The organism is Prolixibacter sp. DSM 2831, from assembly GCF_056493735.1.
The window spans coordinates 4688266-4702767 of the sequence record NZ_CM151379.1 but is presented as its reverse complement, the minus strand read 5'-3'; the positions used below and the strand labels follow the sequence as shown (position 1 = coordinate 4702767).

At 44.0% G+C, this 14502-nt stretch carries 8 protein-coding genes; 7 read left to right on the top strand and 1 reads right to left on the bottom strand.

Features of this window, described 5'->3' with window-relative positions; genetic code table 11:
* Positions 1 to 1182: 1182 nt before the first annotated feature.
* The 7 genes from AC060N_RS19455 (at position 1183) to AC060N_RS19425 (ending at position 12691) form a co-directional block, all read left to right on the top strand.
* On the top strand, positions 1183 to 4887 hold the full coding sequence (locus tag AC060N_RS19455; protein ID WP_479526999.1) for a LamG-like jellyroll fold domain-containing protein: 3705 nt from the start codon (positions 1183 to 1185) through the stop codon (positions 4885 to 4887).
* Positions 4888 to 4912: 25 nt separating this feature from the next.
* Entirely contained in the window at positions 4913 to 5782 is an 870-nt protein-coding gene (locus AC060N_RS19450; protein WP_479525165.1) for a hypothetical protein, read from the top strand.
* Between the two features lie 7 nt (positions 5783 to 5789).
* Positions 5790 to 6689 (top strand): hypothetical protein, encoded by a 900-nt coding sequence (locus tag AC060N_RS19445; RefSeq protein WP_479525164.1) that lies wholly within the window; start codon positions 5790 to 5792, stop codon positions 6687 to 6689.
* A 74-nt stretch (positions 6690 to 6763) separates the two neighbouring features.
* Positions 6764 to 7789, top strand: coding sequence for a hypothetical protein (locus tag AC060N_RS19440; protein WP_479525163.1), 1026 nt, complete (start codon positions 6764 to 6766; stop codon positions 7787 to 7789).
* 30 nt (positions 7790 to 7819) lie between these two features.
* Entirely contained in the window at positions 7820 to 8554 is a 735-nt protein-coding gene (locus AC060N_RS19435) for a hypothetical protein (RefSeq protein WP_479525162.1), read from the top strand.
* Positions 8555 to 8558: 4 nt separating this feature from the next.
* A complete protein-coding gene (locus tag AC060N_RS19430) occupies positions 8559 to 10886 on the top strand; it encodes an Ig-like domain-containing protein (protein ID WP_479525161.1) in 2328 nt (775 codons plus the stop codon).
* Positions 10887 to 11728: 842 nt separating this feature from the next.
* Positions 11729 to 12691, top strand: coding sequence for a PorP/SprF family type IX secretion system membrane protein (locus AC060N_RS19425; protein ID WP_479525160.1), 963 nt, complete (start codon positions 11729 to 11731; stop codon positions 12689 to 12691).
* Positions 12692 to 13504: 813 nt separating this feature from the next.
* On the opposite strand, the gene AC060N_RS19420 is transcribed toward AC060N_RS19425, so the two are convergent.
* Entirely contained in the window at positions 13505 to 14500 is a 996-nt protein-coding gene (locus AC060N_RS19420; RefSeq protein WP_479524294.1) for an IS110 family transposase, read from the bottom strand.
* Positions 14501 to 14502: the final 2 nt, after the last annotated feature.

Genomic DNA, 14502 nt, shown 5'->3' with positions numbered 1-14502 from the left:
GTCACCTCTCTGCCTCCTTAAAACTTAACACCTAAAACTTTATTCTTATGAACGCTTTTCTTTAACCTGAAATATCCAAGGTCTAAAATCTGATGTCTGCACTCTTTCCTCTTAAAACTCTTCATCGTCTATCGTTTTTTGCGATCATACCGCCTGTTTTCAATCCAAATCTAACGGATTCAGGACAAGTGTGTTAACATAATAGATTGATAAGTTGGTATAAAGTGAATGACTTTGATTGTAAAAAAAATTAACAAAATGTGAATTGGTTATTTCTCAATTGGCTTTATTTAAGATGGTTAGTGGCATGTGGCATTTGAGTTGAAAGTTTTTGATGATCAGATAAAAATTGAGTTGTGATTTTTTCTGGTCTAAATAAGCTGTGATGTAAAATATATATGAAGCGATGGCGTTATTTTATTACTGGTTAAGAAGACTTTAAATGAGACGAAAGGGTCTTCTGGTACCGGCCGCGTTCCTGGAAATGGTATTCTGCGATGAACGAAATACCAATTTCGCGAGTGACTGGAAAGAGGGTGGTCGTGACTTTCATATCCGGTAAAAACAGCCTGAGTCACCGTTTATGGAAGTCATAGGTATTTATATGATAAATATAATGACGCAAAACCCGGATGGAAAAATGTTAAAATGTAAAAAAAATATACAATGACGCATTTTGCACAATGTGAAGTAAATCAATAGAATACAACATAGTCTTGGCATTGCAACGGAGGTAATGGTCGATTATTATATAATGGTCGCTGTTTTGTTTAACAAATTTTAATAATTTTACCTCAGGAGTAAAAAGGACACCAGCATTATATAACACGTTTTTAGGTGTTTATTGCTGTTTTTAGTTTTGTTGAAAAAATGTCTGATTTTAAGACATTGAACAAATTAAATATTTGCGTAAGCCATATTGGTGATTGAGGAGTCTTGGTTGACGCAATGGATTAGGAATAAAAAGGCAAAAATTAGGAGCACTTGTTACATCAACTGATTAACATATCGGTAAAGAAATTCGTATGCTGTCGCACACACAGTCCGACTGGTCGCGATCAAAAGAATTTAAAAGGTCCCTCTCTGTTAGCGACTAATGCCGGTTGTTCTTCAAGCAAAAAATCACCCTCCAATCAAATTCATCACTATTTAAAAATTTTAACGATTTCCGCGCTTTTGTTGGTGCTGGGAGCCGGGTTTGCTTTCGGAAAATCCACTACATGGACAGGCGGAACCAGCACTTCCTGGTCCGATCCGGCAAACTGGAGTAACGGTGTTCCTGTCGCCGGAGATGATGTGACTATCCAAAATGCTACGAATGCGCCACTTTTGGATTCGGATATTTCATTGGCAACTCTTACACTGAAGAATAATTCGACATTAAGCATTGCTGATGGAATTAGCCTGGATGTTACCGGAACTTTTTCTGATAACAATGGATTACTGAATGTGGGCAACGGAATCTTTACGCTTCATTCTCCAGCGAATATTTCCGGAGACATTAATCTTGGTTCGGGAACCATCAATTTCTTAGGGGATTTGTCTTTTAGCGGGAACTTTAATGTTGTTGATGGAACCGTGAATATTGGGACTCCTTCCGGTGGTGCTACATTTGATATGGATGGACATTCCGTATTTAACTTAAATGACGGAACTTTAAATGTATATGGAGCTTCAACTTTAATTGGGAATGGAATTTTTGATGTTACTGGGGGCGCTGTTAATTTCTTCGATAATAGTACCTTCGCCGGCCAGGGCAAGTTTAATGCAGGTAGTGGAGATATTTATTTCGCACAAGATGTAACCATAGCGGGTAGTGGGGTTTTTAGTGCAGGAAGCGGTACCATCATTATGGATGGTTCTACGTGGGATATGACGGGGCATGGTGCTTTTGATCCGGGTACCAGTACCGTTATCTTCTCAGGGGCAGCACAATTGATAACTGGTACGGGAAGCCAAAAAATCACTTTTTATAATTTGACTATTGACCCGGGCTCTACTGTAACGGCGCAAATACCAGTAACGGTTACCAATAACTATGTAAACAATGGCAATTTTGGTCCTTCACCACCAAATCAGAGCTCCAATGTGTCAATTGTTCAGCAACCCGTTTCGCAGGAAGCTTGTGTCGGCTCTTCAGTAACATTTTCAGTTACTGCTAATAATGCCGTTTCTTATCAATGGCAAAAAAACGGCAATAATTTGTCTAATGGTAGTAATATCACCGGGGTTAATTCACCTACGCTTAATATTAATAATTTAAGCTTGGTTGATGCGGCAAAATATACATGTCTTATTTCTGATTTGAATAGTAATAGTGTTATTAGTGATATAGCTTTGTTAACGGTAAGTAACCTGCCTAAGGTTTTATTATCGACCTCCGGGAACTATACGTGCTTAGGTTCTTCCATTGGTTTTACAGCTAATAGTAGTGGGGGGGACGTCGGAACGATTACGAGAAGTAATAATCAGAACATTATTATTCCAGATAATGACCCAACAGGTATAAGTTCTACAGTTACATTGCCTTCCGGCAGTTCAATCCCGTCTAACGCTGATTTAATTGTGAGTTTGACGATGGAGCATACCTGGGTAGGGGACTTGAGCGTAACATTGACTGGGCCCGGAGGAGCCGGGACAACAACGCTTTTCAGCCGACCCGATGGAGGATGGGATTGGGACAATTTAGTTAGCACCGGAGAATATGTATTTTCAGCATCAAGTACAGTTCCATTTCCTAGCCAACCTGGTGGGCAGGGAGAAGTTTCCCCTGGGACATATTTACCGATTGATGGTAACGATAGTCCGCATGATTTTAATGGCATAAATTTTCCGATAAATGATGCCAGTGGAGTATGGTCATTACATGTCTCTGACAACGACCGATATGCGGTTGGTCAACTAATCGGTTGGTCAATTACTGTGAAATACAATGGAAAGTATACGACCTATTTCAGTGGTCCGGGCACGATTGGGCCAGTAAGTTATTCAGGTTCCAATCAGGAGGTGGCAACAGCCAATGTTACTCCTCCGTCAGCCCCCGGCAACTATACCTATATTGCTACAACCTCTACACCAACGGGATGTTCTGCCACGGACACAGCCCGGGTTCATGTCATGGATGCTCCCCAATACACACCCAGCCCCGATACGACCATTTGCAGTGGCTCAACTGCTCACCTTCGGGTAACTTTACCGGTGGACTCTGCTATGCAGTTTGATGGGAGTAGTCATATTTCAATACCCAATGATAACTCTATTAATTTACAGGCAGTCTCTAATCGGACTGTATCGCTATGGTTTAAGGCCGACGGTGTTAGTACCAGGCAAGTGCTTTATGAAGAAGGCGGGGGCGTGAACGGTTTTTCTATTTACGTTGAAAATGATTCCGTTTATGTTCACGGATGGGAAAACAGAAATAGCTGGACACCTAAACCGATTAGTGCCCGAATAAATGTCGGGCAATGGTATAACATTGCTTTTGTATATGATGGAACCGCATCCGATGGCATATACTTGAAAGGATACTTAAACGGAGCGTACATTGGGGGAACAACACTTGATGCTGCAAAAGACAATTTAGCCGCCCATTCAGGAGACATTAATATTGGGTATTCGGGTGGCGGAGGTATTGTTTATCCGGATGGCAGTACTCACGCCGGAGATAATTTTACGGGTGAGATTGATGAATTTAAGCTTTGGAATCGTTCATTGACTGGTGACGAAGTGTTTGCTGAGCAGTTCAATCATGCGGTAAATAGTAATGAAGTTGTATATTACAATTTCAACCAAGATACCGGCACCAATGTGGTGGATGCAACCGGTGGTACCAATGCAACCTCCAATGGTGCTACCCATACGACCGATGCACCTTTCCGGCCCACTGTAAGCTGGACCCCGGGAGGAGGAGCCGGAACCACCAATGATGTGAGTCCAACTGCGAATACCACGTACACTTATACGCTCACGGAACCGTTAGTTGGATGCGCAACAACCGGTAATATTAATGTGACCGTGAATCCTGAAGTTGGAACGCCGGTGTTTGCTGACGGCCCAACATCCACTCGTTGCCAGGGAGCAGGAACGGTAACTTATACAGCAACAGCCTCAGATGCTATTGCAATCACTTATTCGCTGGATGCAACAAGTGAAAGTTATGGCAATACCATCAATGCCAGCACAGGTGATGTTACATACCTTGATACCTGGACTGGTACCTCGACTATAACGGTGACGGCTGAAGGTTGCGGTGGCCCTAAAACGGCTACGCATACAGTTACTACAACACCATCGGTGGGAGTACCGACCCCCATTACGGTTTCGGCTGGTTCAGAGCCTGCTTGCCCGCCTGAGACTGGTACCTTGACAACCACTTATTCGTCAACTGCCACCAATAGCACGGGATTAGTCTGGAGCATTGATGATCCGTCTGCTGGTTCCATCGATCCGTCAACCGGGGTGATGACCTGGACTCAGGGATTTTCGGGTACCGTGAATATTAAGGTAGAAGCTACAGGATGTAATGGGCCTACAATGGCTTCGCGGACGGTTACCGTTATAGATAATGAGCCACCAGCATTCGATACAGCATTTACTTTCGGAAACCTGACAGAGTGTGCCGCAGATGAATTATCGCAGCAGGCAACGCTAACACTCGATCTTCCGGTCGCTAATACAGACAATTGCGGAACACCTACTCTGTCGTACAGTGTGGCCGGAGCGACAACGGTCAATTCAACAGTGGTGACAGGTCCTACCGTAAACGTTACGTTCAATGAAGGTCTGTCCACAGTTACATATACGTTGGATGATGGGAATGGAAAAACCAGTACCCTGTCATTTACAGTGACGATTGAGCATAAACCTGAATTAACTGGAATATACTAAAGATAATATAACTAATTGTGCAAGTATGAAAAAGCTATTGTTGATTCTGTTAGTGACGTTACTCACAAGTTCGCTGAGTAATGTTTTCGGACAAGGGACCAAATGGACTCCCTGGCCCAATGAGACTTATACCTATTCAATCGGTGCCATCGGTTCCGATGGTACGGCTAATAATTTAACCTACACCTGGTGGGTTTCTACCAGTACGACTTCAACTGATCCTTCAGATGCCGGAACGATTACTCCTTATACAGTTGTTTCCGGAAGCGGGACAAAAGATTTTCAAGTTCAGTGGGGATATGATGTTTATACCGTTGCAAACAGCAATGGAGGTTCAGTTTATCTTTTTGTCAAAGTAGAAGATAACGCTGGTGGCTGTTTGAACTTCGCATATAAAACAATTACTCCTTCCAATAACCTGAATTTAGTTGTTTGGGATGTCACAGGGGCGCCGGATGAAACAGTAGCCTCACCTACCAACAATAGTGGGAATCAATGTCCTGAACTGTTAAGTACACAGGCATTTAATCCGAATTGGGATTCCTACAATGCAGGATATACCTATGTTCGTTATCGTATTGACCGGGAGTATTCGAATGCAGAATGGTCATTTGACTATGCGGTAACGGGAGCAGCAACGACGAAAGGAACTGTTTCTGTAGAGGCTCCCAGTGGTACAGCAACGATAAGTGGAAATACTGTTACTGTTCCAGCAGCATCAAATTACGTATTCATCAACATCCCTGTTGATAATACCCCCGGCAGTGGAATTGATGTAACATTTACGATCTCCAATGCTTCTGATACAAATAGTGCGAGTGAAACGGGTACCCAGACAGACGACGCTAGTACCCACACAATTAAAATAATGCCAAGAATCGATTCATTCAATTAACTGTGCTATGAAAAAAATATTAATTGCTTTTATACTGATTTTCCTTGGAAGCATGGAGTTTGCTTCAGCTCAGAGCTCATGGGATAAACCATACGATGGAGCCAAACACAAGTATACGTTTAGCGGAATTACTCCGGGAATGGAATATGAGTTTTTCTTTTCTACAACTGCGGATGTAGGAAGTTTAAACAAGGTAACAAATCCGGGTACACTTTCCATTACTCATGGAGTTGTTTCTGCAGGGGAAGACACGGCCAGTGTTGACGTAACTTGGGCATCCGATGCATCATCAAACTATGGAACAAGTGGTATTTACCTTTTTGTGCGAGTCTATAAAACATCAGATCCAGCTGTTTGTGAGAATTATATGGCAGTAAAGGTGACACCCCAACCTAACGACTTCAATGTTCTTGTTGATGACGTAACAGGCCTTAGTGACTACATTAACGGGGATGCGTCTACCGTTGCAGATCCTAGTTGTCCTGACCAAACTGGTTTACAGCCAGTGGTAAATGTCTCTGGAACTCCTTATTTTGCTGGGACTTCACAAGTGGTATTCCGTTTGCATCGGGATAAGTCATCTAATGCCTGGACCGCCAAATTCAATATTAGCAATTCAAGTACGGGTACATTCAGCTATACTGCAATTGGTAATACATCAAATACTACATATGCAAGTGGAACAGATGTATCTAGTGTGACTAATCAAACAATTAACGTTACGGCAAATGATGAATATGTATTGGTGACACTTACTGTAAATAATGTTCCGGGTGATACACCATTATTTAATTTGAATATTACTAGTGCTTCTGATGATGTCACTGGTGTGACGGTGCTATCTCCTCAGAATGCCGATCATGGATTTAATGAAATGCCGGACATTCAAAACTTCCAAGGAAACTAATTAATGAACATATCTCCTCCCGGATATTACTCCGGGAGGATTAAAACTTTGAATTTATACAATACCAAAAGATCATGAAAAAATTACTCATTCTTTCTTTAATCGCATTCTTTGCACTGGGTAGTGCAAAGGTGTTTGCTCAAGGCACAGGTGCAGCTCCTTATGCCGGTTCTACTCACACATACTATGTGAATGGTTCATGGACTGACTCCAATGGAAATGGTATTATTGATGGTACAGAGACTCTTAATAATACTGCTTCTGCAGATACATATACGTGGTGGGTTGCAACTGATCCTAATAATTTGGCAGACAATACAACGGCAGCTAGTATAAGTGATGGTTATTTTACCGCTCCTTATGGTACTTATAATGGCACTGGAAGTAATGATAACTATATTTCACTTACCTGGACATCAAAAGCTGTAGCTGCAGCAGCTGCGAGCACTCAGTTTTTTATTGTTGTTCAGGAAGAAGATGCTAATGGGTGTTCGAACCTAAAAGCATATCCGGTCACCCCAACAAATGGATTCCAACTTGCATTTGATGATGTGAAGGTTGATCCTACTGATGGTAGCTATACTGTAGTTGCGGACAACAATACCAATTGTGCTGCAGATGTTACGGCCAAATATGTAACTGATCATATCGAGTATACTTATGGGAAAACTGTAGTAGTATACAAATTGAAAGCAACTGGTATAGCTAATACAGCTTGGAGTTTCGATTTTAATTATTCGAATACCAATGTTGGTGGAGCTAATGTTACCGCAGAATATGGAACAAGTAGTAATGGAAAAGAAAGCGGGTTCACTTCAGTTGGAACGATAACTCCTGGAACTCCTGTTGATGTTGCATCAGGAACGAATGAAATCTTTGTAAAAGTTACTGTTGATAATCAAACTGCAACGGGATCTAATACGAACCAGTCTGGTTATAATGATGGTACTACGGAACAGGATATTGTCATGACAATTTCTAATGTAATCGATGCTGACAATAATGCTGTAAAAGATATTAACGGTTCGGGCCAAACAGATGATTCAAGAACACAAATTATTAATGCCCGTCCAAGTACTTCTGATATTCAATCGAATTAATTGAATCGAAATTAATTTAAATAACATTTAGTGTTCTCAACCCGTACCTATAAACGCCTGCTACTCATCATTGGATGGGTGTTCCTGGCCGTGGCTTCTGCCACGGCACAGGAGGCGTTTGTGGTGTCGGAAGGGCAAACACGCAATCTTTTTGTTGAAAATCATCCCGGGAGTAGTTACTCCTGGGTGATTTACAACGAACACACATTTACCACCGAAGCAGCACAACCTTCGGAAATTAGTTTCCCAAGCGGAAACAGTCAGGCTTCCATCGATGTAACATGGGCCAAAACCGGAACCTACTATGTGACGGCGACGGAAACCGATGCCAATGGCTGTACCAATACCAAGGCCATTGTCGTTAATGTTCAGCCCAACACATCCAGTATCGCCTTTAACCCGAAAGAGGCCGGCGATTGTGCCGACCCGAATACACCGACCAGCAACACAACGGCTACCGTTGAATTGTTTGCGGCCGATGGCGTTCCGTTACCCAATGCCAATTACCCGGTAACTGTTGATTATACCGTTACCAAACCCGACGGAACAACACAAAATCTACAAAAGAAATTGTTGGATGCCACTGATTTCAGCTTACCGCTGAACGGCCTCGTAAATGATGTGTCGCAAGACCAGGTTTACGACGTCGTACTGGTGAAAGCCACCGATAAGTACGGAATGGAGATTCATGTTTCGACAACTGCCGGAACATTCCAATACACGATATTTAAAACGCCGGTAACCCCGGTCATACAAATGAACTAGTTACGTGAATAGGTACGTGAAACATAACATCCTGCTGATTAGCCTGCTGGCACTCTTCTTCCCGGTAGGGAAAGGGTATGCCCAGACCACAGCTGACCAGCAAGTACCACAGGGTGAAACACGGACCTACAGCGTAACATCTGAGCCGGGCTACGAGTACCACTGGAGTATTTCAGGTGGCTCGTCAACCGGTTTGAGTGCTTCGACCGGCAACTCGGTGACCATTACCTGGGATGGAACGCCCGGAATGTATACACTGGAGCTCTCCGTTACGCAGGTACACCTGAACAGCGACAATCAACCGATTGCCTCTTGTGTGGGCGATCCGAGACAAATTTCCGTTGAGATTGTTGAGCCGTATACTTTCGAGCTGGTCGATGACCACAACATCAGCAGCGTGAATGTCACGGCGATTAATGCCAGTGTGTTTACCAACGACTTCATGCTGTCGATGGCATCTGCTGCAACGAAAGCTTTGCCGCTTGCTACCCTGGCCGGGAATGACATTACGGCCACCGTAACCGTTCAACCGAAACACGGGCAGGTGGTTATGGGCCGTACCGACGGAAACTATTCGTATATACCCGCTCAGGGATATACCGGTCATGATTCTTTCTCCTACCAGGTAGAGAAGAACGGTATTACCATGGAATCGAAGGTGCAATTCGAACTTCTGGGAACCAATCCGTCGAAGCAGTATGCGCCGGTCGCCTTTAATGACGAGGTAAGGGTTCCAGCGGGTACGCAGATAAAATCAACGGTATTAAACAACGACATTGATCTGAACGGCGATCCGTTAACCGTGAATACGACGCCGAAGAACGGACCATCGAACGGTACGCTGGTACTGAATTCAGACGGAACCTACACGTATACACCATCGACGTCAAATCCGGTGAAGGATAGTTTTACTTACGAAGTCTCCGACGGACATAGTACAACAGAGGCGACGGTGGAGCTGGATCTGTACGACAATACGAAACAGAATAATCCGCCGTTCGGAGGTGATGATTTGTTCATGGCCTTCATGCGGCCGGTTTCCGGTTCGGTGGCCCCGAATGATTTGCCGGTCGATGTTTCTCATGCGGTAAGTTATTCTCTTGTGAATGACGCCAGTGGTCAGCCGATGCACGGTGCTGTTACAGCCTGGAACAATACTACGGGTGAGTTTACGTATACACCGAATCCCGGGTATGTGGGTGCCGATCACTTTGTTTATGAATTGAACGACGGAACTCATCAGACCTATGCAACAGCCTATGTATATGTGATGGCTGACCTGATTGCGAATGCCGGCAACGATACACTTGTCAGTGGTTGTGGAACCGTTGTAGCGGATGCTTCCGGTTCTCAGGGATTGGATTTACGATACGACTGGACATCAACTACCGGCACATTTGACAACCCGGCAGCTCAGGTAACCAACTTCGTTCCCGATGGACCGGGACAGCATGAATTGATTTTGACGGTTACGAATAGTGCCGGATTGAGTAAAAAAGACACAATGGTCGCTACGGTATTGCCGTTGCCGGAGATTGTCATGGATGCGCCGAACACCATCGAGTCGGGCTTGAATGCTGTTCTGGATGCGTCAGCATCAACCGGATCGGGACCATTGACATTCAACTGGACGACAACGGATGGAACCATCGAAGGAGTGTCGAACGAACCGACATTGGAGATTAGCTCGGCCGGTACGTATACGCTGACCATTGCCGATACTTCGGGATGTATGGCGACAACAGATGTGTTTGTTCAGGCGGTTCAGCACGCTCCGGTAGCATACGATGACTTCGCTGCTACATCGGCGCAGGAGCCCATCAATATTGGGGTATTGACCAATGATGTCGATATTGATAATAACCTGGACACCAGTTCGGTGACAATATTGCTGAAGCCGAGTTATGGAGATGTGAAGGTATTGCCGGATGGAACCATTAACTATACACCGACGCAGCCTTACCAGGGTAACGATCAGTTTACCTACCAGGTGTGTGACTTGACCAATCTGTGTGATTCGGCTGTGGTGGTTATTGATGTCAGCAGAGGCCCGACGGTTATTCCGGAAGCCTTCTCGCCGAACCATGATGGCTTTAACGATACATTCGAGATTCTGGGTATTGAGCAGTATCCGGGTACGGTACTTACGGTTTATAACCGTTGGCAGAGCAAGGTATACACGAGCAAGGATTACAAAAACGACTGGGATGGTAAGTGTAATACCGGCCTGATGTCGGGTGACCGTCTGTTGCCGGTTGGAACCTACTACTATGTGTTAACCCTCGGTGGTACGCACAAGACTTATAAAGGATTCGTCTACATAGCCTACTAGAAGAGAGACGTTAGAGGAGAGATGTCAGACGGAAGAAGTTTTACGTGTTAGGTTTTAAGTTTTAAGAAGAGCGAATTTAACCTGACACAATACGAAATAAGAAAGAAAAGCGTTCATTAGAACAGAGTTTTAAGTGTTAAGAAGAAAAAGGAGCCTGAATGGTTTCGAAACGATTGTCCGTAGGACATACAGTATTGTAGAAATGAAATAGAAGGAAGGGCCCATACTCCGTAGGAGTTTTACAATCCTCCTCCGGCCTGCGGCCACCTCCTCCAGAGGAGGACAGCCCGCGAACAGCAGAGGCCCGGGAAACGGTAATTGGTGGCTTTAGGGCATACAATATTGTAGAATAAAAATTGAAGAAAAGTGTTCATCAAGGTCGCGCGATGTAGTGTTTTGAAAAGCCAACGCTGTTTCGAACGCAATTGCAGAGGCCTAGATGTTTTGAAAATTAGCATCTGTTTGCCCGTAGGGCATACAGTATTGTAGAAATGAAATAGAAGGAAGGGCCCATACTCGGTAGGAGTTTTACAATCCTCCTCCGGCCTGCGGCCACCTCCTCCAGAGGAGGACAGCCCGCGAACAGCAGAGGCCCGGGAAACGGTAACTGGTGGCTTTAGGGCATGCAGTATTGTAGAATTAAGTGTAGTGAAAAGCGTTCATAAACCCGAAAGGGTTGAAGTTTAGTAACGCTGTCCCGAGGCTTCGGGAGCAAAGGCGCCAACGCCGATAAATGATATTTGAAAAATGACAAAATAGAACGGGCTCAGGATAGAAGGACGGAAATCCTTACACCCTAATCCTTGAACCGTTTGGAATTGAAAGATTGAAATTGAATTAATTTGACAAAACGAACCAACATATTAAAGCGGACTAACCTGCTGGTAGTTTTTGTTGTGCTGATGTTCCTTCCCTTTGTGGGAAAAGCGCAACAGGATCCGGTTTTTACGCAGTACCTGAACAACGTACTGACGGTGCAGCCGGCCTACGCAGGAAGTCAGGGTACCCTGAATGTGACGGCTCTTTCGCGGCAGCAATGGGTCGGTTTCGACGGTGCTCCTTCGACCAACACGGTTACCGTACAAGCTCCACTTAACTCATACAATGTTGGGTTGGGTGTGTCGATTTTCAACGATAGTTGGGGACCGGTCAAACAGAACGGGATTTATTTTGACTATGCCTACCGTGTGCGCGCCAGTCGTTACAGTCGCCGGCAGTATATTTCCTTTGGTTTGGAAGCTGGTTTCAACCTGTATGAGGCTCGTCTGTCTGATCTTCAGATCAACGATCCGAATGACCCGCTTTTCGCACAGGATATCAACTACAAATTTCTTCCCAACTTTGGGGTAGGCATGATGTGGCATGGCGATCGCTTTTTCCTGGGAATATCCGTTCCGAAAATTCTCAAAAACAGTATCCAAAAGGAGACGACCAATTTGAGTCAGACGGAAGTGCTCCACTTTTACTTGATGGGAGCGCAGGTATTCAATGTATCACGTTATGGTACGCTGAAATTCAAACCTTCGTTTTTGGTTCGCTATGCAGAGAATTCGCCTATTTCTGCCGATGTTTCAGCGCAGTTTCTGATTAGTGAGAAGGTTTGGGTAGGAGCGACTTATCGGTATCAGAATTCATTCGGAGGACTGTTGCAGTTTTATGTAACTCCGCAGTTGAAAATTGGTTATGCTTACGATATGACCACCATGTCCGAAGCGCACTACAACGCCGGGACACACGAATTCATGGTCAGCTACGATTTCAACATCGGTCGCCGCCGCCGCCGAATGGGACCACGGTATTTCTAATCCAGGACGTTTCAGGTTTCAGATTTCAGGTTCCGCCATAGGTTGTTGGAGCTGAAATTGTTCCTTTGGTTTCTGTTGTTCCTATTGTTCGGCTTCGATGTCAGGTCAGTGATTGAAACCTTCCCCGGGCCATCGGAGCTCCGTATAGCTCACTCTCCCTTACTGACCTTTGTTAGTGTTCTTTGCGTTCTTCGGATGTCAACTCTTTGGCCTCTTTGTGGCACCTTTTTTTGATTCCACGCAAAGCGCGCTAAGAACCACAAAGCCCGCAGAGGGGGCCCATGTTAAGTAGGAATTTTCGCCGAAAGAGATTGGTGAATCCGATTTTTAAATATTCCCATCTTTTCTTTGCGTTCGCGTGTTCAACCTCTGCATCCTCTGCGTGGACTCTTTTATTTTCTTTGCGCCCATTGCGTGTAAAAACTTATCGCTCTCGGCGAGGATTTTTTGATTCCACGCAAAGCGCGCTAAGAACCACAAAGCCCGCAGAGGGGGCCCATGTTAAGTAGGAATTTTCGCTGAAAGAGATTGGTGAATCCAATTTTTAAATATTCCCATCTTTTCTTTGCGCTCTCCGCGTGTTCAACCTCTGCATCCTCTGCGTGGACTCTTTTATTTTCTTTGCGCCCATTGCGTGTAAAAACTTATCGCTCTCGGCGAGGATTTTTTGCTTCCACGCAAAGCGCGCTAAGAACCACAAAGCCCGCAGACGGGGCCCATGTTAAGCATGAATTTTCGCTGAAAGAGATTGGTGAATCCAATTTTTAAATATTCCCATCTTTTCTTTGCGTATACTCTGATTAATCCAAATTTTCAGGCTACTTTTTTGTCAGCTATTCTGGGATCAAGACACAAGTAGTTTATATCATACTTTTGTCCGGATTCCAGGATCGCATAAATTATTCTCAGTAGTTTGTTGGCTACATTATTTAGTACTAAATAAGAAGGTTTCCCTTCTGCTTTCTTTCTGATATAATAGTTTTTCATCTCTTTGTTGTAAGTGATCGCAGATGTTGAACATAAATACAGAAGTGTTTTTAATGATCGATCACCCATTGAACTTATTCTGTGCTTTTTTACCATCTTGCCACTACTGTTAGGGAAGGGACAAATTCCTGCAAAAGAAGCAGCCTGGCGGGCTGTTCGGATCTTTGTAAAGTTATGTGTCTTTATGATTAGCTCATTGGCTGTAACAGGTCCTATTCCCTTTATACTGCAAATAAGTTCACTGTTCTGAGCATATTCCTGGTTGGCGTTGATTATTTTCTGTATTTCTTGCTCAACTGAACTGATTTGTTCACTTAGATCAGCGATCACCTCAGTTGCGATATAGTGAGCTCTTAATGACTTGAACGGAAGCCTGCCTTTGTCTTTCCCTTGCGTTAAAAGTATCTTTCTGTTTTTCACCAACACTTGCCGTAAGTTGTGTAACTCACGAAGTTCATGGATGGTCTCATCTGCATATTCAGCCGGTCTTAGTTTATCAGAAAACCGTTCCCCATACTCTCTTATCCTGGCTGCATCTACCGGATCACTTTTCCCTTTTTGAAGACCCAATGAGTGCTTAATCTCATAGCCAGAAACAGCACTGATGCTTACTTCAAAACAGTTAGCAAGAAAAATAAGTAAGTCACCATAAATGCCTGTATGTTCGATGCATAAGGTTGAACTTGAAGGTAAATCAGATAAAAACTCACAAATAGAATTGTAGTTGTTTTTAACTTCCAATTCTTTAATAATTCCCTCTTCAGAAAGAAAATTCACATTAAACTTTTCCTTTGAAAGATCGATACCATAAATTTGTCTCATAG